Source organism: Bacillus sp. JZ39, from assembly GCF_053903145.1.
Map to the genome: position 1 here is coordinate 2,861,251 of NZ_CP096389.1, position 23,835 is coordinate 2,885,085.

Genomic DNA, 23,835 nt, shown 5'->3' on the forward strand with positions numbered 1-23,835 from the left:
ACGGGTTCTTGCATTCACTGTAGCGCAGAGGCAAAAGTCCGTCTACAATCATATGATCACATCCTGTTTTATCCCTTTATAATCAAGGGTTCAGCAGGTCCACCTGAAAAAAAGACACCGATATTAGAAAATGATTATTGACAATATCTATCAATCTTTGGATTAATTGTATTAAGGTGAAGTGGATGTTATGAAATGGGGGGTTTTATGAAAAGAAGCCAATACAAGTTTTACTACAAACTGATCACGTTTTTCTGCCTGCTCAGCACCATTCCGGTTATTTTGGTCGGATTGTTTTCGTACGAGCACTCTCAGAAAACGGCTATTTCCAACGTTTCGGAGGAAAAATTCGACACACTCCAGCAGACCCAGCAAAGCATCGAGCATATATTGAAAACCGTCGATCACTCTTTAACCCACTATGTGAGTTCGCCGCCTCTCCTTCGCACATTGTCCGAGCCTTTGCACTCAGACCAATTTCAAATCTATAACCAAGTGAACCAAGAGCTCAATTATCTGCAAAGCTTTGATACCGATCTGTCCAACATGACGTTAGTCAGTTATACGAAAAAATGGTACATGAACAATTCCGGTTTGTACCGTTTGAATACAGACACTCTTCATGAAGCAGCCTCAGCGTACACGAAACACAAAGCGAGCCGCTCCTATTGGACGCTTGAGGAAAACAATCATTTGATTTCAACCAAAGAAAGCACAGCAGAAAACTGCCGCTACAATATCAATTTAATTAAGCAGCTTCCTTTGAACAGCACAAATACAAAAGGATTGGCCGCCGCAAGCATTCCGAGCTGTTCGCTTGTCAAAAATATGCCTGGCTATTCAAACGCCAACAACCTGTTTATCATCGATGAAAAAGGCCGCATTATCCTTCATAACAACATGTCTGATGTCGGTGAATCTCTTCATAACGACGGCTTTGTCCAAAAAGTGCTGGCGCAAACCGCCAATAGCGGACAGTTTGAAACAGTGATTGACCGGATTCATTATAAAGTCACCTATCAAAAATCTGACTATAATACATGGACTTATTTTTCTCTCGTTTCCCTGCCCGAGCTAAAAAAAGAAGCCAAGTCAATTGGCTGGATCACTTTTGCAGTATGCCTTATTTTGTTAACGCTTTCATTATTGTTCTCTTGGCTGGGCTCCCGCCATTTTTACAAGCCGATCAGGATGCTTTACGAATCATTCGCAAGACATGGAGCCATACAAGAGAAACAGCAGCCTCCTCAAAATGAATTTGAGTTAATTGAACAGAGCTTTAAGCAGCTGAAGGACAGAAATGACGACCTTGAGGAAACGATGAAGCAGCAGGCCACTCATCTGCAGCAATATTTTATGGTCAGGCTTATGCTTGGAAAACTGACGGATGAGGAGGTTGATAACCGTTTTGAAAGCCTCGGCTTAAAGCAAAATTGGCGGCACCTTGCCCTGCTTGTGCTCCAAATTGACACACTGAATCATACGCCTTATGAGAAAAAAGATATGGATCTGCTTTTGTTTGCCGTCAACAGCATGATTGAGCGCAGCATCCCGACGGACAAACATCTTGCCCCCGCCGTAGTTGACAAACAGCAGGCGACGATTTTGATCAACCAAAGCGGGACAAAAGAAGAATTCATAGCTGAGCTGAATGAGACTGCAAGGATGATTCAGGAAAAAGCGGAAGCTGAGCTGCAGCTGTCTGTCAGCATCGGCATCAGCCAGCCGTTTGATGTGCTGACAAAAGCGAAAACAGCCTATGCGGAAGGCTCAGAAGCGTTGAAATACCGGCTTAAAGCGGAAAACAAGTCGATCATCTTTTACGAAGACCTTGACCAGAAAAAAACCTTCAAAACCCATTTTCCAAAGCAGCTTCAGCATGAGCTGTTCGATGCTGTCAAAGCAGGAGACAAGGAGAAAGCGGATAAATGCCTGCACGCGATTTTGCAAGCCATTTTCACCCAGAACACCAACCCGTATCAATTTCAAATCGCCATCGCCCGTTTTTTGAACCATGTGATTGAGCTGATGCATGTACTCGGGATCGAATTGTTTGAGCTTGAAGAAAACAAAATGCTGTATGATCAAATTTTTGAGCTGAAAACGTTCGAGGATACCGAAAACTGGCTAAAGAATGAGTTTATTGATCCGATGACAGACAAAGTGAACGCCCGCGCGGATGCCCAGTACAAAAATATTTCCGACAACATCATTCATATCATCCATCATGAGTTTGAATCCGAATTGACACTGGACGAAATCGCGCGCAGGCTGCATTACAACCCAAATTATTTAAGCAGCATTTTCAAAAAAGAAATGGGTATTTCATTCAGCGAGTATGTCTCAAGCTACCGACACCATATGGCGAAAAGCTGGCTTGCCGAAACAGACATGGCGGTCAAGGACATTGCCGAAAAGCTGAAATATAAAAACTCGCAAAATTTTATCAGGTCTTTTAAAAAGCTGGAGGGGATTACACCGGGAAACTACCGCCAGCAAAAAAGAAGCATGTAAAAAACCCAAAACCGCTTGCGCGTTTTGGGTTTTTCCAACATTATTTTGTTTGTTTAAATGCTTCTTCGTATTCCTGAATAATTTGTTTTCCTCCGCTTGACTCCCATTTTTCCACTTCTTTATCGAACTGGCTTTCTGTGATGTCTCCAATCATATATTTGTAGGTCGCATCATCAATGATTTTCTTCAGTTCATCCCCCCGTTCCGACTCCGATGCGGAATACAGGCTTTCAGCCGGGTTTGAGACGATAATCTTTTCATTGTCCTCGGTCAGCTCCTCGTACGCCGTCCGAAGCGGATCTCCAGTGTTTTTTAAGTAGGCTTTATCAATGGCAATTAAGGCGGACAGCGGCTGAATATCAGTCTGCCAGTCTTTTACCTGGCTTTCTTTGCGTGTGAACGTTTTGTCCTCACCTTTGTTGTAATGAACGCCGTCAATGCCATAAGTCATCAGGCTATAGACATCTTCTTCGGCAATTCGGTCAAAAAAAGCCAAGATCCGTTTAAGCTCAGCTTCCGTTTTCACACTCGTTTTCGGGAAAGCAAACACGCCGTTATGGCCTCCTGATGCCCATACCCGCTCTTTCCCATCTGGGCCTTTTATGCGGTTGACGATCTCGAGCTTCATCGATTTATCAGAGGCATGGTCGCGCAGATTGACCGCATCTACCATATTGCCAATATAAATTCCGGCTTTTCCTTGCGAAAACAGCTCCTGCTGCTGGGTTTTGCTTGTGACGGGAAAATCCTTATTCATATACCCGTTATCACGCAGCTTCTTCATATAGTTCATCGTGTCTTTGTATTCCTGTGTCATGAAATCAGGCGTGAATTTGCCGCCTGATTCCTTCCAATCTGTCGGCATGCCTTCATACGAGCCAATCGTTTTAAACGCGCCGTAAATCAAGTCATTACGGTCTGCCAGCCCGAATGTATCATCTTTCCCATCCTTGTCCGGGTCGTCCTCCGTAAATGCTTTGGCCACTTCATAAAGCTCATCCAACGTTTTCGGGGTTTTCAAATTTAAATTGTCCAGCCAGTCCTTCCGAATGACGATCCCCTGTCTGGAAAGCGGGCGCTCTCTGTATATCCCGTAGAGCTTGCCGTCAATTGTCACATTTTTATTAATGAGTTTGTTCATTTTGTTTAAGTTGGGATAATCCTTGATATAATCACCAATTTCCCAAAACATTCCTGACCGGAAGGCATTCATGACTGACGAATTTTTAATATCCTGGATCGTCACGATTTGCGGAAGATTCCCGGCTGCAAGCGCCGCATTCAGCCTGTCTTCTTTCACCGCGTCTGGAACCCAGGTGATGTCGAGTTCTGTATTTGTCAGCTTTTCAATTTCTTTAATCGCCCTGTCTTTCGGCGGCTGCTGGTGATACAAAATCGCCATCCAAGACAGCTTTACCTTTGAATCTGGGCCAGCTTTGCCTTCAGCCGAAGACTGATCAGCTCCTTTACAGCCCGCCAGCACTCCGCCGAGTGCCAGTACAAGCACAATCAAAAGCACCCTCCATTTGTTTCCCATCGTACCCCTCCGTTTCATATTTCTTTATCCTTTGACAGATCCCAGCAAAGCTCCTTTTGCAAAATGCTTTTGTATAAACGGATAGACAAGCAGAACCGGGATGGTCGCCACCACTATGACCGCCATTTTAATGGTTTGCTCAGGCGGCGGGCTGCCCGACCCCATTTCAGACATATCCCCCTGCATACCGCTTGATACTATGACGATTTGGCGCAGAAGCACCTGAATCGGCCATTTTGCTGAATCATTTAAGTACAAGATCGCTGTCATATACGTGTTCCAATACGTGACTGCATAAAATAGTGAAATCGTTGCGATCGCAGGAAGAGACAGCGGCAGCACAATTTTAAAGAATATGCCCAGATCATTGCACCCGTCAATTTTCGCGGACTCTTCCAGGCTTGACGGGATATTTTGAAAGAAGTTTTTCAGAATGATCAGGTTAAAGGCATTAATGGCTGTCGGCAAAATAAGCGCCCAGTAAGAATCGAGCAATCCAAGCGATTTGACCACAAGGAAAGTCGGAATCATGCCGCCGCTAAACAGCATCGTAAATACGACGAGAAACATGAGCGGCTGCCGGCCGATTAAATCACGGCGGGATAACCCGTAAGCCATCAGTGAAGAAAGAAACATGCTGACCGCAGTGCCTATCACTGTCACAAACACAGAAACAAGCAAACTCTTATAAATAATATCTGTTGAAAAAATGTAGCGATAAGCATCTAGCGAAAAAGTGGTCGGTATTAAAATAAATTTTTTCGACACGACTTCTTCTACTGTGGCAAAGGATGCTGCGATGACATGAATGAACGGAAGTACGCATATTAAAGCGAACATCAGCAAGAAACCATAAATCAACATATCAAACAGACGGTTTTTCAGTGAATGTGCGATAGCTCCCACCTCTCTTTGTAAGCGTTATCATATTTTGAAAACCGAGCTCAGCATGTGACGATATCGTGTCTAAAATGTAGCAAATCTGTGATTGCCATGTCTATAATCATTTGAACAGAGTCCCTGGCCGGGCGGGGGCTTCCGCGAATTGAGACCGATAACAAAAGAAAAAGAGCATAATCTTAGAAAATGATTATGCTCCGTTCTCCTCCTCGTTCAGAAGTTCGGCCGTATTGATTTGTGGCGAAAACCCAAGTTCATTCACGGCAGATTCAATGGACCATGGCCGGCCCGGATTATCAGAGACGGCGTAATAAGTGCCGTACCGGATATTGGTCTCAATAGCGGCTTTAAAAATCGACAGCAGATCGGGGTGAGAAAGCAGTGTCTTTTTCGTCCGTTCTTTTTCATGCAGCGTATCCATTTCATCTGTCACGACTGTTCCGATTCGAAGGTTGATTACTGATAGCTTATTTTCCAAATAAAACAAATGGCCAATCTGTTCAGAGGTCAGCTTTAATACACCGTACAAGTTTTTTGACAGCGGATAATCGCTTGTTGTGATTTCCCGTCCTAAGAGCGAGCGCCCGTCTTTTTCGTATACATCTGTGACATGATTGCTGCTGGCGAACACGAGCTTTTGAATGCCGAGCTCCGCTGCCGCACGGCACAGATAATAGCTTGCCCTATAGAAAACATCCGTCATTTTTTCAAACTCAGCGATGTCCATAATATCGTATTTGATTTTAACAGCGAGTAAATTCAAGATGGCATCGGTATCTTTTGGAATCTTCTTCAACAGCTCCTCATAATTTGCCGCGTCAGCCTGAATGGAAGAGACTTTGCCATCGAAATGATCTTTATCAAGCACTGTCACTTCATAGTCTGAAATAAGCCCTTCAGCAAGCAGTCTCCCAATCACACCATTTCCGCCGGCGATCAGCACTTTTTTCACGATGTTCACTCCCCTTTTTTATAGATTGCCCATTTTCGGCGGGGCTGACACTTTTTTGGCACTCATATTCTTAGGCTTATTCAAAAGTCACCGGCAGCTCCTCAAGCGCCCGAAATCCAAAAAGCGGCCGATACCGCCATTCAAAATCCGCGAGCTTAAGGCTGGGCATCCGCTGCAGAAGAGTGTTAATCGCAATTTGCGCTTCTAATCGTGCCAGCGAGGACCCTAAACAAACATGATGGCCATGACCGAATGAAAGATGCTGATTAGGACTTCTCGTAATATCGAAGACATCCGGGTTCGTGAAAATGCTTGGGTCTCGATTAGCCGCTCCTAACAAAAGATAGACTTGCTCTCCTTGACGGATCGTCACCCCGCTGATGTCAATATCCTCTGACGCAACTCTGGCTGTCATTTGCGTGGGGCTTTCATAGCGTAAACATTCCTCAACTGCGGTACCAATAAGATCTGGATTTTCTCTCAGTTTCAAAAGCTGTTCTGGATGCTGCAGCAGACAAAGGACTGAATTGCTGATGAGATTAACCGTTGTCTCATGTCCGGCGATCGCCAGCAATATGCACGTAGATGCCGCCTCCTCTTCCGTCAGCTTATCATTTTCTTTCCCCTTCAAGAGCATGCTGATCATATCCTGTTGAGGGTGGCGTTTTCGCTTTTGAATCAGCTCTTTGAAATATGCCATAGCCTGCACAGCCATATGATTGCCCTCTGTTAATGCCTTTCTTGACCGGGTAAAATCAATCGTTTGAATGAGACTCCCAGCCCACTCCTTTAATTGCTCCCTATCTTCCTCAGGTACACCTATAATGTTAGCTATGACAAAGCTTGCTAAAGGAAAAGCAAAGTCCGAAATGACCTCCATCTTTTTTTCACCTTGCACTTGATCAAGCAATTGATGGACAGTTTCAATGATATACGGCTGATAACTCTCTGTCGCTCTCGGCGTAAACGCTCCGCTGGCAAGCGTCCGCAATCGTCTATGATCAGGCTGGTTCTGAAACAGCATCATTTGATTTTGCACATGTGAAAGGTCCTGATATTTGGTCGAGCTCTCAGGCAGCGGGGTGCGGACTTTGAATCTCGCATCTTTCAAAATAGCAGCCGTTTCTTCATATCCTGTGACATACCAGCCCGGGTATTTTAAGAAACTCCCTTTATAGATAGGATGAACAGCTCGCAATGTGTCGTAAAAAGAATATGGGTTTTTCAAAAACTCAGAAGATGCAGTTGACGATGCAATTGTCACGTGATTTTCTCCTTTCTGTTCAAAAATAAAAGCAATCGACATCATACCGATTGCTTTTATTGATTCTTTCAGCTTTTCGCACTTAAACTAGCCTTCATTTCTTCGACTGATTCAACTTCAAAGCCTAAATCACTCAGCATTTTATGATCCTCCGTCTCCTCTTGCCCGGCAGTTGTTAAGTAGTCTCCGACAAAAATGGAGTTTGCGGCGTAAAGCCCTAATGGCTGCAATGTGCGGAGATTGACCTCTCTTCCTCCGGAAATGCGAATTTCTTTTGATGGATTGATAAAACGGAACAGCGCCAGCACTTTTAAACAATACAGCGGGTTTAATTCGTTGACGCCTTCTAACGGCGTGCCATCTATTGCATGCAAAAAATTCACAGGAATGGAATCCGCGTCAAGAGCCTTCAAGCTTTTGGCGATGTCAATGACATCCTGTTTCGTCTCCTTCATCCCGATAATGGCGCCTGAACACGGAGACAACCCCGATTCTTTTGCGATTTCAACCGTATTGACTCTGTCATCGTATGTATGTGAGGTCGTGATGTTTGAATGGTTCCTCTGTGACGTATTCAAATTATGATTATAGCGGTCTACTCCGGCATCTTTGAGACGCTTCGCCTGCTCTGGCTTCAACAGTCCGAGACACGCACAAACCTTCAGTCCATACGTCTCTTTAATTTCCTGAACCGCATCTACGACCTGATCCACTTCTCTGTTAGACGGCCCTCTGCCGCTTGCCACGATACAATATGTGCCAATATTCAGATCGTGCGCCCGCTTCGCGCCTTCAAGCAGCGTTTCCTTATTCACCATCCGATAAGACTCAATCGGCGCTTTCGAAATCGCAGACTGTGAACAATAACCGCAGTTTTCCGGGCAGAGCCCCGATTTCGCATTCATAATCATATTGAGCTTTACTTTTTTTCCATAAAAGTGTTTTCTGATATGAAAAGCTCCATGCATTAATAGCAAAATATCTTCATCAGGACAATGTAATATTGAAAGCGCCTCTTCGTCAGTCACTTCTGCTCCAGCCAGCACCCGGTCTGCAAGTTCCATCCATTGATTCATTCTCATACCCCCACTTGATTCATCAGTAATGATAGATTGATATGGTCTTTTACCATATGTAGAACCGTTTCTTTCGTAACGTTGGCAAGCTTTGGCGTAACCCCTAAAATCGGAACACCGCATAAGCGCTCAATCATCTCAGGATTGGTTTTTTCATCTTCATCAGGAGAGTCACTGATTCCATTGATGATAATTCCGGCAATTGGAAGCCCCATGCTTTCTGCATATTTGACAGTTAAAAAGGTATGATTAATGGTTCCAAGGTGAGGACGTGCCACAATAATCATGGGAAGCTGCAACGCTTTTATGACATGACTGACCAAATAGTCCTCTCCCAATGGCACAGAAATACCGCCTGCACCTTCTACGATGAAGCATTCATGTTTTTCTCTAATCCGCCCCCAATGGCTTAAAACCTCTTCCATGGTGACAGTCTTTCCCTCGAGTTTCCCTGCAACGTATGGTGCAAGCGGCGCCTTGAAGGCAAAAGGCGTAATGTCTTCATGAGAAAGACCGGTCTGTGACATGTCTTTCAGCAAACTTGTATCACTATCTGGATGATGACGCGATATCCCGCTTAAAAATGGTTTATACACACCGACATCTCTATTATGTTCTTTCAATAAGCCAGCAAGACCGCTGGATATAACCGTTTTCCCTACTTCTGTATCAGTTCCCGTCACAAAAAAACCCCTCAAATGATATGCAGCTCCTTTCCGATTGAATGAAATGTTTGCAGCAAATCATCAATATCACCCATACTGTGGTCAGACGTGATTGTAATTCGAATACGGCTTTCACCCGGCGCAACGGTCGGCGGCCGAATGGCAGGAGCATAAATTCCCTTGCCCTGCAGCTTTTCAGCAAATAGGACCGTTTTATGGGCATCGCCGATGACCACGGGAATAATCGGCGTGTGATCTCCTTTCACGACATAACCCATATTCTTCAGACTGGTTCTGATCATGCTGATATAAGAAAATAAAAGCTGTCGTTTTTCCCTGCTGGCTTCAATGATGTTGAAAGCCTCGTGAGCAGCCGCACAGCTGGCTGGCGGAATAGCGGTTTGAAAGATAAATGTTCTGGCATGGTTCAGCAAAAAGTCGATGAAGACCGCTGATCCTGCCGCAAAACCTCCTTCCGTACCAACAGCTTTGCTTAAGGTGCCGATCACAATGTCAGGACAAACACCAAAGTATTCACTCGTTCCTCCTCCCGAATTACCCAAAACTCCTGTTGCATGGGCATCATCAACGACCACGAAGGCATGATAGCGTTGCGCAAGTGAGATGATCTGATCAAGAGGGGCGATTGTGCCATCCATGCTGAATACCCCGTCTGTTACGATAAAACGGCGCTGATAACGCTGTGTTTCATTCAGCTTGTTTTCAAGATCATTCATATCAATATGCCGATAAACAACTGTATCAGCCTTAGAAAGTCGGCAGCCGTCAATAATACTTGCATGATTGAGCTGGTCACTTAAAATGACATCTTCCTTTTCTGGCAAGGATGAAAGGACACCGACATTGGCCAAGTAACCGCTCGAAAACAGCAGGGCCGCTTCTGTCCGTTTAAAGCTGGCAATCTTCTTTTCTAGCTTTTCATGCCAGACCGAATTGCCTGTCGTTAAACGTGAACCGCTGCTTCCTGTCCCAAATTGCTGCAATGCTGTTTGGGCTGCATCGATCAAACGTCTATCGCTTGCGAGCCCTAAATAATTGTTTGAGGACCAGACCGTTTGATTTTCGCCATCAATGTTCCTCTCTGGAACCGGTGCCCCATTCATTGACCGCAGGTTACGGTGTACGCCGGCTTCCTTTACTATGTCTAACCGCTCGTTTAACCAGGAATCAATCTTCAAGGCTCGTAACCTCGTGGATCGCTTGTTTCATAATGGCAACCATTTCCGAGAGCTCTTCAGCTGTGCTGGCAAGAGGAGGAAGAAATGCAATCACGTCCCCAAGCGGCCTTGTCAGCATTCCTAACTCTCTCATTTTTAAGGAAACTTTGTATCCAATCCGCCGATCAGCCGGGTAAGGTTCTTTGGTTTCCTTTGACCGGACAAGCTCTGCACCGCACATAAAGCCAAGCTGCCGAATATCCCCAACATGAGGAAGAGCGTGCAGATCTTGAAGAAGAAAATGGAGCTTTTTACTTTTTTCCGCTACTTGTTCCACAATGTTTTCAGATTCAAATAATGCCAGATTTTCAAGCGCAACCGCACAGCCAAGCTGATTGCCTGTATAGGAATGGCCATGGAAAAAGGTTTTTAGGTTTTCATAATCATCATAAAATGCCTTATAGATGTCTTCAGTGGCAAACGTAACGGCAATTGGCAAATAGCCTCCTGTAATGCCTTTACCGGCAGCCATCAGATCAGGCTGGACATTCTCGTGCTCGCACGCAAACATTTTTCCTGTACGGCCAAAGCCTGTAGCGACTTCATCAACGATCATTAAGACATCGTATGTTGTACATAGCTCGCGCACCCCTGCCAAATATCCTTCCGGCATCACGATCATACCGGAAGCCCCTTGTACCATTGATTCAATGGAAAGCGCGGCAATTTCCTCGTGATGTTCCTTAAGCAGCTGTTCAAGCTCTCGGAGGCACTGATCACGGCACTCATCAGGATCACCGCTTTCAGAGCGATACACATAAGGAATCGGAGCCTTGTAACTCTCGAACATCAACGGGCCGTATACGTGGTGAAAAAGCTCAATTGAACCGACACTGACGGCGCCAATCGTATCACCGTGATACCCGTTTTTCATTGCGATGAATTTTTGTTTCTCGGGCTTCCCGATGTTCTTCCAATACTGAAACGCCATTTTTAGGGCTATTTCCATCGCTTCTGCGCCGCTGTCTGAATAAAAGACCCGCGTGAGCTTTTTTGGGCTGATGTCGATTAATGTTTCGGCAAGCTGGGTTGCTGGAACGTTGGTCATGCCCAATAACGTGGAGTGCGCAATTTTTCCGAGCTGTTTTTTTATGGCATTATCTAGTTCTTTTTTGCGGTGTCCGTGGACATTAAGCCAAACTGATGAAAAACCGTCATAGTATTCCTTGCCATTTATGTCTTTGACTTTGATTCCAGTCCCGCTTTCGATGATTAAGGGGTTTTCATCATAATCTTTCATTTGGGTAAATGGCAGCCAGAGGTGCTTTTTACTTTTTTCTATCAAATCATGAGTCATGATCTTCCTCCCACTCTATTAAAATAGGCTGCTTCTCCAGATCATGTATGTACGTGTTTACATCATTGGATCCATCAACAAAAAAGACTCGGCAGCCCTCTTCAGTCCCGTATTCTTTCATTGCTGTAATACGCTGATAGCCCATTTTCTTACCCGCAACATAGCCTGTTATGTAATCCGGATCGTCCGACCAGCATAATTCTGCAACGGCTGCCGGGTGCCAGCTTACCTTTGAAGCGAGCGCAAGGGCCTCTTTTATTCTTGAATGAGCTGGCACGTGACTGTGAAGCGCCCATTTTTCAAAATTAGCGTCCGGCCAATCCATTCTGGAGACCCGCACCCCTTTTTCTTTTGTTTGATCCATTCGCTTTCCTGTATGAATATCAAACAACACCGCACCCCTGACATCTGACCATTCAGGGATTTGTTCATATGCTTTTTCAATCACGTCTCGTGAAACGCCTTCTTTTTCCAATAACAATCGGGCCAGCTTTTGCCCTTCTTCCGGGCAGCTCACTTCATTCGTATGCACAGGCAATGGCTGAATGGTTTTTATCGATTCATATACCTCTTCAAATTGAATTTGCATAAAATCAGGTTTTCCTCTTGAATGGGATAACCCTTTTTCTAATAAAGCATTGACTGTATGCTTCATCTCATGGAAAGGAATAAGCCGTTCTCCGCCGGATATATGCTTTCCGCCGTCTTCATGAGATCCATTCATAGAAGCCCTCATTCTGACACTATAAAAAGTTTCTTCTTGCATCATTTCTCGCCCTTTCACTGATAACTGAAGAACGTGCAGTGCTTCTCATTCTAATTGTTAACCAATTATATTTTAAGGTTAACAATTAGAATATATTATTCTCTCCTGTTTCTGTCAATAGAAGAAAGCATCGATTTATGGCAGTTGGTTAAAAGGAAACAAAAAGACCGTTTTCACATAAAACGGTCTTTTTCGATTTCTTTTAACAGTCACAGCCACTTTTGCAAAAACCGGACAGCTTCATGCCTCATAACTGCTGTTTCGAAATGTCCCGAAGCAGAACGGACCACTCGGTAGCAATCAGAAGCTCCCTGTCCAGCATAGACAGCTGTCAATTCTTTTTCGATTTTGTCCACGCCCTCGGCCGGCGTTAACCGATCGTGTACACCAACAAGACTAAGGTGCGGGCGCGGCGCGATCAGGCCTTGGATCTCCGATGCGGAAAAATGCTTTGCAAGCGATGGGACGTAATAATAAAAGCCGTGCCTATCAAGATTCTGTGTTTTGATCAGCACGTGATGATCCACCTGGCTGCACAAATCCACACACACCTTAATCCGGTCATCGAGCGCCGCTGTCCACCACGCCATCAAACCTCCCATAGACATGCCGATGGTTCCGATCCTGTCAGGCTGAACATCAGAGCGTGACTGCATATAGTCCAACGCACTTAAACTGTCATAAATCATCATCCCCCACATCACTTTTCCGGTGAGAAGCATTTCTTTAAATATCTCGCTTTCCGCTTTTCCCCGCCGATCTCCAAATCCCCAATGATCAATCGCAAGAACGCCGTATCCGAGTGAAGTAAGCTCATCAGAAAAAGAAGGCGTTTTCAAATAATCCGCTCCCTCAATCAGCTCACTTTTTCCCCTATCATACTGGCCCCCATGCGAATGCTGAAACAATACGGCTGGGCACGGTCCTTCTGTTTTCTTCGGCTTCACAAAATAAGCGGGCACCTTTTCATGTCCATTTAAATCGAGCAGGAGCGTTTCAACAATATTTTCTTCTCTTTCTTCAATACGTAATGTCTCAACACTGATTGGCCTCCGATCAGGCAAATCACCAAGCAAACGAAACAGTTGCTTTCTTCTTTCGACTCTCATCCCATCACCCTTCCTTATTCGCTTACTTCACATTTACGAGACAGATCTGGGTTCCCCTTTATTTTTCCAACATAAATCACATCATTTACTAAATATTTAGTAAATATAACGAAATATTCCGAAAACAATTATTGTAACCGCTTACTTTTATATGATAGTATCAATTTATCAAAAACAGATGAGTTAATATTTTACTAAATAGATGAGAGGGATACCCATGGTTCGTATTAAAGATATCGCCTTGAAAGCTAAAGTTTCCAGCGCAACTGTGTCCAGAATTTTAAATGAAGATGAGTCGCTTTCTGTTGCGGGCGAAACGAGACAAAGAGTCATCAACATCGCTGAAGAGCTTGGTTATCAAACCGTTGCCAAACGCCGAAAATCCCGCGGGCAAAAACAGCGGGCTCAGCCGCTGATCGGTGTGCTGAGCTGTCTGTCCCCTGATCAGGAAAGGCAGGACCCTTATTTTTCTTCCATTCGGAAAGGGATTGAAAAGGAATGCTTTGAACAGGAAATTTTCATTACAAATTCGATTCATCTCGGCTCCTTTCAGGAACATATCTTTCGGGAATTGGATGGTGTCATTGTCATCGGCCGTGTTCATGATGAAGCGGTTAAGCATATCAGCGGGAGGCTGGAGCATGCCGTATTTATCAATCATTCACCAGATCCGCAAGCATACGATTCGATTGGAATCGATTTTGAATCGGCTTCACGCCAGGCGATTGATCACCTTCTCGACTTAGGCTACAAACGGTTAGGCTACATTGGCGGACAAGAAAAAGAGCATACGCTGAAGGACGGCCAAAGCATTCGCAGAACGATTGAAGATAAACGCCTGACCGCTTTTTTGGAGTCAGCCGCCCCCCAGCCTGAGCATGTGCTGATCGGAGAATACAGCATGCGTGAGGGCTATCGCCTGATGAAGAAAGCAATCGATCAAGGCCATCTGCCGGAAGCATTCTTTATTGCCAGCGATTCTATGGCGATCGGCGCATTAAAAGCGCTTCAGGAAGCCGGACTGCAAGTGCCGCGGGATACCGCAATCGTCAGCTTTAACGGCATTGAGGAAGCTGAATTTGCCAGCACGCCTTTAACGACGGTGAAGGTATACACAGAGGAAATGGGCCGGACAGGCGTAAAACTGCTGCTTGACCGTCTCAATGGCCGAACGCTTCCTCACCATGTCACCCTGCCTACAACATTAATCGTAAGACAAAGCTGCGGATGTACAGCAAAGGAGGTGACATAAGCAAAGATTCATCACGATGATAAGGAGGAAAAGATGAAACACACTTTTGTTTTATTTCTCTCTCTTATTCTGCTTGTTCTGCCCGGGTGTTCAGCAGAGAAAAGCTCAGCAGATACCGCAAAAAAGACGTTAACCATTTATTCTACAATGTCAACCGACAGTGAAAGAGATACGTTCAGAAAACTAGCGGCAGCATTCGAAAAGGAACACAGTGACATTCATGTCAGCCTTCATTTCCCAGGCAATGACTATGAAAATATGATGCGTGTCAGAATGGCGGCCAATGATTTGCCAGATCTATTCGATACACATGGCTGGGGGAAAATCAGGTACGGTGAATATACAGCGGATCTCCGGGATATGGAATGGACTCAAGATCTTGATCCCAATTTAAACAGCATCCTCAAAAATAAAAGCGGAAAGGTGTATGCCTATCCGATCAATCAGGCAAAAGACGGTCTGGCGTATAACCGCAATATTTTAGACCGTTACGGCATTGCTCCGCCGGAAACCATGGATGACTTTATCAAAGCACTGAGAACGATTAAAGAAAAGAGCAAGGGAAGCATTGTTCCCTTCTGGTTTGCCGGCTATGACAAAAGCTCATTCGCTCAATATTACGACCAATTCGCTACACCTCTTCTCATCACAGACCTTGCCCATAATGAAAAAAAACAGCTCATCAATGGCACTTTTCAATGGAGTAAATTCACTTATTTATCAGAAATCCTCAAACAAATGCAGAAAGAAAAATTGATTAACATCGACGCCGTCACGGCAAAAAAATCACAGCTCATTGAATTAATGGCCCAAAACAAAATCGCCTTTACAATGCAAGGCGGCACCCTCGGCCAAGACGTTGCCCAGATCAATCCGAACGTCAAGATCGGCATTATCCCGACACCCGCCATACATCCCGGTGATAACCCGATATGGATCGGCGGTGAACGCTACACGCTTGCAGCATGGAAAGATTCGCCTCAATTAATAGAGGCAAAAGAATTTATCGCATTTATGGCCCGCCCGGCCAATGCCAAACAAATGGCTGAAGCCACATCGCTTCCTTCAGGGCTGACCAATGTGAAAGCTGATATTTTCTACGCAAACGATTATGAGCATTATCAAGATGTCAAAGTCGAGCCTTACTTCGACCGGTTATACTTGCCAAACGGAATGTGGGATGTCCTGGGCACGGTTGGGCAGGAGCTCGCGGCTGACATTTTGGGGCCTCAAGACATTTCGCAGAAGCTGGGAAGAGAATATAAACGACTCCGGGAGCAATCGGAAACACAGGGAGCTGAAAACAATGAGTGAGATCGCAAGGGACGTTCATGTGAAACAGGTTAAGCCAAAAAAACAGTCCTCACTTTGGTGGATGTACATTCCTGCTTTGCTCTCCGTTCTGGTCTTTATGATTTATCCGTTTGTGAAAGGCACATTGATTACCTTTACAAACTGGAACGGCTTTTCACAAGTTTACCAATGGGTTGGATTCGCGCAATATGAAAGGCTGTTTTCTGATCCTGATACTTGGCATATCTTAAAAAACACTCTGCTTTACGGGCTTGGCAGCACCTTTTTTCAAAATGTGGTCGGGCTTCTGTACGCTCTGCTCTTAAATCAAAGCATTAAAACGAAAGCGGTAACAAGAACAATTGTGTATTTGCCGGTGATGATCAGCCCGCTCATTATGGGCTACATTTGGTACTTTTTCTTCTCCTATGACGGAGGCGCGCTCAACGATTTGCTCGGGGTCTTCGGCATCAGCCCTATTAATGCGCTCGCCAGTCCCTCGCTCAATCCATGGATCATTGTCATGATTAACACCTATCAATATGTCGGGATCGCTATGGTTGTCTACTTAGCCGGTCTGCAAAGCATTCCGAAAGACTACTATGAAGCGGCGCAAATGGATGGCGCGAAACAAGGCCAGCAGTTTTTTACCATCACGCTGCCGCTGTTAATGCCCTCCATTACCATTAATATGGTCATCAACATTATCGGAGGCTTAAAGCTGTTTGACGTCATCATTGCACTCACCGCTGGCGGCCCCGGAAATGCGTCACAATCCATGTCCACATTTATGTATGATTTGTATTTCAAACGGCAGGATGCCGGCTATGCCGCAACGCAAGGCATATTTATGGCATTTGTCATTTTGATCATCAGCTTTTGCGCGCTTGCGTACTTTAAAAGAAAGGAGACGGAAATGTCATGAGAGCCGCCCGTACAAAAAGCATGCGGATCATTACGCTTCTTGCAGCCATTGTGGCCTGTGCGCATTTTATTCCTTTTTATATCCTGCTGACCACTTCATTGAAAGCAAAAGGAGACTACAGTTCGAAATGGATATTTCCAGCCGACATCTCCTTTCATAATTTTTCAGAGGCGTGGGAGCGCGCTTCGCTAGGAAACTCTTTTATAAACACCATGATCATCACAGGTTTTTCTGCCTTGTTATTAATTATATTCGGCTCACTTGCCGCCTACCCGCTTGCCCGGCGGGAAACAAAACTGAATAAAGCCGTTTTTGCCTTGCTGATTTCCATTATGATCATCCCTCCGTTAACGTCCATGGTTCCTTTGTACCGAATGGTCGTGGACGCCGGAATGGTCAATACACACGCAATCGCCATTTTCATCAATACAGCGGCTTACATGCCTTTAACCGTATTCTTATATTCAGGCTTTATCCGATCGACCATTCCAAAAGAGCTTGAAGAAGCCGCAAGAATTGACGGCGCAGGCATGCTGAAAATCTTTTTTACGATTGTGTTTCCTCTGCTGAAGCCGATCACTGCGACCATCTGTATTATTTCTTGTGTCTTTATTTGGAACGACTATCAATTTGCCATTTTCTTTTTACAAGATCAAAAGGTTCAGACATTAACAGTAGCCATGGCAGGTTTTTTCGGAGAAAACGCAAACAACCTTCATTTAGTTGCCGCAGCGGCACTTATGGCAATGCTGCCGATGGTTGTTCTGTTTTTGGCGCTGCAAAAATACTTTATTGCCGGCCTGTCTTCCGGAGCGGTAAAGGGTTAACATTAAAGGAGGAAGCAATATGAAAAAGATTACATTTATCGGTGCAGGGAGCACGATTTTCGCCAAAAATGTTTTGGGAGACTGCCTGTTAACAGAAGCACTGAATGGATTTGAGTTCGCTCTTTACGACATTGATCCCAAACGCCTGCAGGAATCCCAGCTCATGCTCGAAATTCTAAGAGACCGTTATAACCCAAGTGTGGCCATCAACAGCTATGATGACAGAAAACTCGCCTTGCAAAACGCAGGCTATGTCATCAATGCGATTCAGGTTGGAGGATACAAACCGAGCACAGTCATCGATTTCGAGATTCCTAAACGGTATGGGCTGCGCCAGACGATCGCCGATACAGTCGGCATCGGCGGGATATTCAGATCTCTCAGAACAATCCCGGTCTTATTTGATATCGCAAAAGATATGGAGGAAATGTGCCCTGACGCATGGTTCTTAAACTATACAAATCCAATGGCCACTCTTACAGGCGCCATGCTCCGCTATACCAATATCAAAACAATCGGGCTCTGCCACAGTGTTCAAGTGTGCACGAAGGATTTATTTAAAGCTCTCGGAATGGAGCATGACGGAATTGAGGAACGCATCGCAGGTATCAATCATATGGCTTGGCTTTTGGAAGTCAAAAAAGACGGCACAGATTTATATCCAGAAATCAAAAGGAGAGCGAAAGAAAAACAAAAAACAAAGCATCATGATATGGTGCGGTTTGAATTAATGGATAAGTTCGGCTATTATGTCACGGAATCGTCCGAACATAACGCAGAGTATCACCCATACTTTATTAAACGGAATTACCCTGAATTGATCAGCGAGCTGCAAATCCCGCTCGACGAATATCCGAGAAGGTGCGTCAAGCAGATTGAAAATTGGGAGAAAATGCGGGATGACATCGTCAACAATAAAAACCTTACGCACAAACGCTCAAAGGAATATGGTTCAAGAATTATAGAAGCAATGGAAACAAACGAACCATTCACCTTCGGAGGAAACGTCTTGAATACAGGGCTGATCACCAACCTTCCTTCAAAAGCGGTTGTGGAAGTGACATGCGTCGCCGACATAAAAAAAATTACACCGTGCTTCGCCGGAGAACTGCCTGAGCAGCTTGCCGCCTTAAACCGGACGAATATTAATACACAGCTGATGACAATCGAAGCGGCTGTCACACGGAAAAAAGAAGCGGTTTACCAAGCTGCAATGCTTGATCCGCATACAAGTGCGGAGCTTTCCATGAAGGACATCATCTCCATGTGTGACGATTTATTTGCAGCACACGGCGATTGGCTTCCGGAATACAAATAAAAACTAGGGGACCGCTCTCCCCTAGTTTTTTGGTTTTGTTTCGCCTTCCCATGCCATCATGCCGCCTTCAACATTGACTGTTTTAAAGCCTTGCTCATCCAGGTACTTGCAGACGTTCATGCTGCGCATTCCTGAGCGGCAGATAAATACGTACTCTTTGTCTTTATCAAGGGTTTCCATTTTTTCAGGAATATCCCCCATGCGAATATGAACGGCTTGCGGGATCATGCCTTCCGCTACCTCTTCATCTTCTCTGACATCAATTAAATATAATTCTTCGTCCGCCTCAATTTTTTCTTTCAAAGCGGCTGTGCTGATTTCTTTTATTTCCAAAGAAAACACTCCTATTCACAGTGATCATGTTCAGTATATCAAAGTCAGCTGAACGATTGCTATTCTGAGACTGATGAAAAAAATCCCCTTTTGGCAAAGGGGATTTTTTCTAGGCTTAGTTTGCCACAATATTGACAAGCTTGCCAGGCACCGCGATGATTTTCCGAATCGTTTTGCCTTCAAGCTGCTCTTTGACCTTTTCATCTGCTTGAGCAAGCTGTTCCAGCTGTTCTTTCGTTGCATCGGCAGGAACCTGTAATTTCGCTTTTACTTTTCCGTTCAGCTGAACAACGATTTCAACTTCATCATCCACAAGTTTTGTTTCATCATATACAGGCCAAGCTTCGTAGGCAATTGTGCCGGAATGGCCAAGCTTCTCCCAAAGCTCTTCCGCTAAGTGTGGCGCGATAGGAGAAAGAAGCTTCACGAAGCCTTCCATATATTCTTTCGGCAGTTCTGTTGCTTTATAAGCTTCATTAATAAAGACCATCAGCTGGGAAATACCTGTGTTGAAACGAAGGCCTTCATAATGGTCTGTGACTTTCATAACCGTTTCATGATAGACGCGCTCCAATGTTTCACCAGCGCCTTCAACGATTTTGCCATTAAGTTCACCGTTTTCTTCAACAAATAGGCGCCATACACGGTCAAGGAAACGACGCGCACCGTCTAATCCTGATTCAGACCAGGCGATTGAAGCATCAAGAGGCCCCATGAACATTTCGTACAATCTCAGTGTATCAGCACCGTGAGAGGACACGATTTCGTCAGGGTTGACAACGTTCCCTTTAGATTTACTCATTTTTTCGTTATTTTCGCCGAGAATCATTCCTTGGTTGTACAGCTTTTGGAACGGTTCTTTCGTCGGCACTACACCGATATCATAAAGGAACTTATGCCAGAAGCGGGCATACAGAAGGTGAAGCACGGCATGCTCTGCACCGCCGATATACATATCGACCGGAAGCCATTTTTCCAATTTTTCTGGTGATGCCAGCTGATCCGGATTGTGCGGATCAATATAGCGCAAGAAATACCAGCAGCTTCCCGCCCATTGCGGCATTGTATTCGTTTCTCTTCTTCCTTTTTTCCCTGTCTCAGGGTCTGTGACTTCCACCCACTCTTTAATGTTCGCAAGCGGTGATTCGCCCGTTCCGCTCGGTTTGATTTCATCCGTTTTCGGCAAAATCAGCGGCAGCTCCTCTTCAGGGACAGCTGTTGACGTTCCGTCTTCCCAATGAATGACCGGAATCGGCTCGCCCCAATAACGCTGGCGGCTGAAGAGCCAGTCACGAAGACGGTACGTCACTTTCTTCTCACCGTTTTTCGTTTCTTCCAGCCAAGCGATCACTTTCTCAATCGCTTCCTGTTTGTGAAGGCCGTTCAGGAAATCAGAGTTCACGTGCTCGCCGTCGCCAGTATAAGCTGCTTCCTCAACGTTCCCGCCTTTTACGACTTCCTTCACCGGAAGGCCAAATGTTTTGGCGAATTCAAAATCACGCTCGTCGTGGCCTGGAACTGCCATGACAGCACCTGTTCCGTATGATGCAAGAACATAATCCGCAATCCAAATCGGCAGTTTTTCTCCGTTTACAGGATTGATCGCATACGCTCCTGTGAATACGCCTGTCTTTGTTTTCGCAAGATCTGTGCGTTCAAGGTCACTCTTTGATTGAATTTCTTTGATATAAGCTTCAACAGCTTCTTTTTGCTCAGCCGTTGTGATGTTTTCCACCAATGCGTGTTCCGGGGCAAGGACAGTGTATGTAGCGCCAAACAGCGTATCTGGTCTTGTTGTAAACACCGTAAAGGAATCATCATGTCCATCTATTGCAAAATGAACGTGAGCGCCTTCCGAACGGCCGATCCAGTTGCGCTGCATATCTTTAATGCTTTCCGGCCAATCAAGCTCTTCCAAATCCTCAAGGAGCCTGTCCGCATAAGCGGTGATTTTCAGCATCCACTGCTTCATTGGGCGTCTCTCTACCGGATGGCCGCCGCGTTCGCTCTTGCCGTCAATGACTTCTTCGTTGGCAAGAACCGTACCGAGCGCAGGGCACCAGTTTACAGGCACTTCGTCAACGTAAGCAAGGCCTTTTTCGTATAGCTTTAAGAAAATCCATTGCGTCCATTTATAGTATTCAGGGTCAGTCGTATTGATTTCGCGATCCCAGTCATATGAGAAGCCAAGCGCTTGAATTTGGCGGCGGAAGTTATCAATATTCTGCTTCGTAAACACAGCAGGGTCGTTCCCTGTGTCAAGGGCGTATTGTTCAGCTGGCAGGCCGAATGCGTCCCAGCCCATTGGATGAAGGACATCATAGCCCTGCATGCGCTTCATGCGGGACAGAATATCCGTAGCTGTGTATCCTTCAGGATGGCCGACGTGCAACCCAGCTCCAGACGGATAAGGAAACATGTCCAGCGCGTAAAATTTTTGTTTTTCATTATTATCAAGAGTGGCAAATGTTTTGTTTTCAAGCCAATATGTTTGCCATTTCTTTTCTATCTCTTTGTGCTGAAAACTCAAAGTAAAAACCTCCTTCTGATTGAATACGGCGTGTATGGTTCAAGTATTGACGGGAAGGAGAGAATTATATTCAGAATATTCCCAAACTAAAAAAAACTCCCTCATCCCAAAAAGGGACGAGAGACTTTCGTTTTCCCGCGGTACCACCCTCGTTAGCGCGGCATACGCCGCACTCACTTGATACTTTTAACGCAGTTATGCGTCAGCGGCTTTTCACCGCTGCAACTCTGAGGTGAGTTCGGAAACAAACTTGATTGACTTTCACCAGCCGTCAACTCTCTGCAACAATATCTGTTTCTTACTGCTCCTCTTCATTGTTCTTATCGCAACCGTAATCTAACTGTATTTTATAGAATTCTGTTCATAAGTGCAAGCAGGTTTGTATACAATGGGAATGTACCCTGAACGGGCGAAGATTGAGGACAATTATTCGGGTGGAGTTTTGGTTTGACGTTTGGACTCGGCCGGTTCGCCGCCGCTGTTCAGTTCTCTCACAAAGTCAAAACTTCTGAGAACAGCTTCACCGCCGTAGCCTGAGATAATGGATAAGATGACAAGTTGAATTCCTGAATCGGGGTCAGCGGATAATACAAGTAAAATGGAAGCTGTCATTCCGATAAACCAATCTTCCAAAAATCCAAGGTAGATAAACCGCTTCGTCATTCTGGGCTTCTCCAGCCTGCCTCTCTTTTTCACATGACCGAGAATCCCCATGATTCCTCCAATTACACAAGCAATAAGTACCTGATGCAGCATCTTCATCATCACCTTCCTAAAGCCCTTATTTCGTAAAGCGACTTCAGGCCATCCAGCCCCCTTAAACGATTCCGATGATTTTCGATATCTACATACCGGCAAATCTGTAAAAAGCTTGTTTCTTCCATTATATGTGAACACATGATCGGTAAGCTTGATGCATTGGATTCATTTTTCACCCAGTGACATTGACCTAGTCACCTATTTAGCATGTAAAAAACCTTTCCGTTCATATGTTCAAATTCTGTTCTTATTTTTAGTGTATACGAGGACAAGCCCTAATGACAAACAACAAACTGCACTTGCTTGAATCAGAACATGTGTTGTGCTACGGTTACTGTAGAATTCATTTTAAAAAAGGGGAATATCAGGCTTTCGCATAGCAAGCTGACGGCCTAAGGGGGATTTATATGGCTAGTTTTCAATCATTTGGGATACCAGGACAGCTGGAAGTCATCAAAAAAGCGCTTGATCACGTGCGAGTCGGTGTGGTAATTACAGATCCCGCACTTGAAGATAATCCTATTGTCTACGTAAATCAAGGCTTTGTTCAAATGACCGGCTACGAGATCGAGGAAATTTTAGGAAAGAACTGCCGCTTCTTACAGGGGAAACACACAGATCCTGCAGAAGTGGACAACATCAGAACCGCTTTACAAAATAAAGAACCGGTCACCGTTCAGATTCAAAACTACAAAAAAGACGGAACGATGTTCTGGAATGAATTAAATATTGATCCAATGGAAATAGAGGATAAAACGTATTTTGTCGGAATTCAGAAAGACATCACCAAGCAAAAAGAGTATGAAAAGCTTCTCGAGGATTCCCTCACGGAAATTACTGCACTTTCAACTCCTATTGTCCCGATTCGCAATGGCATTTCGGCTCTTCCGCTAGTCGGAAACCTGACAGAGGAGCGATTTAATTCCATCGTTTGCACATTGACGAATATCTTATCAACATCCAAAGATGATTATTTGATCATTGATTTATCCGGATTGGCCCAAGTGAACGAACAAACGGCCGACCAAATTTTCAAGCTGAGCCATTTGCTGAAATTGACCGGAACTGAGTTAATCATTACCGGCATTAAGCCTGAATTGGCTATGAAAATGAATAAACTGGATGCCAATTTTTCGTCGCTGAAAACATATTCAAATGTAAAGGATGCCGTTAAAGTGCTTCCGATTATGTAAAAAGATCCCGCTCATCCGGCGGGATCTTTCAGATTGTTGACAAAATCCTAAAATGGTTTTCATTTTAGGATTTTGTTATCTTTTCAG

The 23,835-nt window shown here is 44.9% G+C and carries 20 protein-coding genes and 1 other annotated feature; of the genes, 7 read left to right on the top strand and 13 right to left on the bottom strand.

The window, feature by feature from the left end; all coding sequences use genetic code 11:
* Positions 1-195: 195 nt before the first annotated feature.
* Complete coding sequence (locus M1D65_RS14705; RefSeq protein WP_032726434.1) at positions 196-2,514, top strand: helix-turn-helix domain-containing protein; 2,319 nt, start codon at positions 196-198, stop codon at positions 2,512-2,514.
* A 40-nt stretch (positions 2,515-2,554) separates the two neighbouring features.
* Here the strand turns inward: M1D65_RS14705 and M1D65_RS14710 are convergent, their stop codons facing one another.
* The 10 genes from M1D65_RS14710 to M1D65_RS14755 form a co-directional block, all read right to left on the bottom strand.
* Positions 2,555-4,051 carry an extracellular solute-binding protein gene (locus M1D65_RS14710; RefSeq protein WP_014480599.1) on the bottom strand — a complete coding sequence of 499 codons (1,497 nt, stop codon included), beginning with the start codon at positions 4,049-4,051 and terminating at the stop codon, positions 2,555-2,557.
* A gap of 24 nt (positions 4,052-4,075) precedes the next feature.
* Positions 4,076-4,936: a carbohydrate ABC transporter permease gene (locus M1D65_RS14715; RefSeq protein ID WP_010886597.1), complete on the bottom strand. Its 861-nt coding sequence runs from the start codon at positions 4,934-4,936 to the stop codon at positions 4,076-4,078.
* Between the two features lie 205 nt (positions 4,937-5,141).
* Entirely contained in the window at positions 5,142-5,903 is a 762-nt protein-coding gene (locus M1D65_RS14720; protein WP_032726436.1) for an NAD-dependent epimerase/dehydratase family protein, read from the bottom strand.
* A 76-nt stretch (positions 5,904-5,979) separates the two neighbouring features.
* Positions 5,980-7,167, bottom strand: coding sequence for a biotin biosynthesis cytochrome P450 (gene bioI, locus M1D65_RS14725; RefSeq protein ID WP_283857547.1), 1,188 nt, complete (start codon positions 7,165-7,167; stop codon positions 5,980-5,982).
* A 68-nt stretch (positions 7,168-7,235) separates the two neighbouring features.
* Complete coding sequence (gene bioB, locus M1D65_RS14730; RefSeq protein ID WP_077671495.1) at positions 7,236-8,243, bottom strand: biotin synthase BioB; 1,008 nt, start codon at positions 8,241-8,243, stop codon at positions 7,236-7,238.
* A gap of 2 nt (positions 8,244-8,245) precedes the next feature.
* Positions 8,246-8,941 carry a dethiobiotin synthase gene (gene bioD / locus M1D65_RS14735; protein ID WP_163116930.1) on the bottom strand — a complete coding sequence of 232 codons (696 nt, stop codon included), beginning with the start codon at positions 8,939-8,941 and terminating at the stop codon, positions 8,246-8,248.
* Positions 8,938-10,107 carry an 8-amino-7-oxononanoate synthase gene (gene bioF / locus M1D65_RS14740; RefSeq protein WP_456270604.1) on the bottom strand — a complete coding sequence of 390 codons (1,170 nt, stop codon included), beginning with the start codon at positions 10,105-10,107 and terminating at the stop codon, positions 8,938-8,940. Before bioF ends, bioD begins: the two co-directional genes overlap by 4 nt.
* The gene (gene bioA, locus M1D65_RS14745; RefSeq protein WP_032726441.1) at positions 10,097-11,443 is read right to left on the bottom strand and encodes an adenosylmethionine--8-amino-7-oxononanoate transaminase; all 1,347 of its coding nucleotides are present in this window, start codon (positions 11,441-11,443) and stop codon (positions 10,097-10,099) included. The genes bioF and bioA overlap by 11 nt, the downstream gene beginning before the upstream one ends.
* The gene (bioW, locus tag M1D65_RS14750) at positions 11,433-12,209 is read right to left on the bottom strand and encodes a 6-carboxyhexanoate--CoA ligase (RefSeq protein WP_276353397.1); all 777 of its coding nucleotides are present in this window, start codon (positions 12,207-12,209) and stop codon (positions 11,433-11,435) included. Before bioW ends, bioA begins: the two co-directional genes overlap by 11 nt.
* A 209-nt stretch (positions 12,210-12,418) precedes the next feature.
* On the bottom strand, positions 12,419-13,318 hold the full coding sequence (locus tag M1D65_RS14755) for a dienelactone hydrolase family protein (RefSeq protein ID WP_041851112.1): 900 nt from the start codon (positions 13,316-13,318) through the stop codon (positions 12,419-12,421).
* 217 nt (positions 13,319-13,535) lie between these two features.
* Between M1D65_RS14755 and M1D65_RS14760 the strand changes: the two genes are divergently transcribed.
* Genes M1D65_RS14760 through melA form a run of 5 tightly spaced genes read left to right on the top strand, consistent with a single transcriptional unit; the run spans position 13,536 to position 18,933 of the window.
* Positions 13,536-14,570, top strand: a complete 1,035-nt coding sequence (locus M1D65_RS14760; protein ID WP_041851113.1) for a LacI family DNA-binding transcriptional regulator — start codon at positions 13,536-13,538, stop codon at positions 14,568-14,570.
* 33 nt (positions 14,571-14,603) lie between these two features.
* Positions 14,604-15,884: an ABC transporter substrate-binding protein gene (locus M1D65_RS14765; RefSeq protein WP_141949766.1), complete on the top strand. Its 1,281-nt coding sequence runs from the start codon at positions 14,604-14,606 to the stop codon at positions 15,882-15,884.
* Positions 15,877-16,788 carry a carbohydrate ABC transporter permease gene (locus M1D65_RS14770; RefSeq protein WP_015251409.1) on the top strand — a complete coding sequence of 304 codons (912 nt, stop codon included), beginning with the start codon at positions 15,877-15,879 and terminating at the stop codon, positions 16,786-16,788. The genes M1D65_RS14765 and M1D65_RS14770 overlap by 8 nt, the downstream gene beginning before the upstream one ends.
* Positions 16,785-17,615 (top strand): carbohydrate ABC transporter permease, encoded by an 831-nt coding sequence (locus M1D65_RS14775; RefSeq protein ID WP_014480612.1) that lies wholly within the window; start codon positions 16,785-16,787, stop codon positions 17,613-17,615. Before M1D65_RS14770 ends, M1D65_RS14775 begins: the two co-directional genes overlap by 4 nt.
* A 19-nt stretch (positions 17,616-17,634) precedes the next feature.
* Positions 17,635-18,933: an alpha-galactosidase MelA gene (gene melA, locus M1D65_RS14780; RefSeq protein WP_141949770.1), complete on the top strand. Its 1,299-nt coding sequence runs from the start codon at positions 17,635-17,637 to the stop codon at positions 18,931-18,933.
* A 21-nt stretch (positions 18,934-18,954) separates the two neighbouring features.
* On the opposite strand, the gene M1D65_RS14785 is transcribed toward melA, so the two are convergent.
* The 3 genes from M1D65_RS14785 to M1D65_RS14795 all read right to left on the bottom strand — a co-directional run bounded on the left by M1D65_RS14785 (position 18,955) and on the right by M1D65_RS14795 (position 22,558).
* Complete coding sequence (locus M1D65_RS14785) at positions 18,955-19,266, bottom strand: rhodanese-like domain-containing protein (protein ID WP_004398993.1); 312 nt, start codon at positions 19,264-19,266, stop codon at positions 18,955-18,957.
* A 115-nt stretch (positions 19,267-19,381) separates the two neighbouring features.
* Entirely contained in the window at positions 19,382-21,796 is a 2,415-nt protein-coding gene (gene leuS / locus M1D65_RS14790; RefSeq protein WP_070547656.1) for a leucine--tRNA ligase, read from the bottom strand.
* Between the two features lie 109 nt (positions 21,797-21,905).
* Positions 21,906-22,120: a binding site (T-box leader), on the bottom strand.
* Positions 22,121-22,222: 102 nt separating this feature from the next.
* Positions 22,223-22,558, bottom strand: a complete 336-nt coding sequence (locus M1D65_RS14795; protein WP_003246114.1) for a DUF4257 domain-containing protein — start codon at positions 22,556-22,558, stop codon at positions 22,223-22,225.
* Positions 22,559-22,962: 404 nt separating this feature from the next.
* On the opposite strand from M1D65_RS14795, the gene M1D65_RS14800 reads away from it, so the two are divergent.
* Positions 22,963-23,748, top strand: coding sequence for a blue-light photoreceptor (locus M1D65_RS14800; protein ID WP_276353318.1), 786 nt, complete (start codon positions 22,963-22,965; stop codon positions 23,746-23,748).
* Positions 23,749-23,835: the final 87 nt, after the last annotated feature.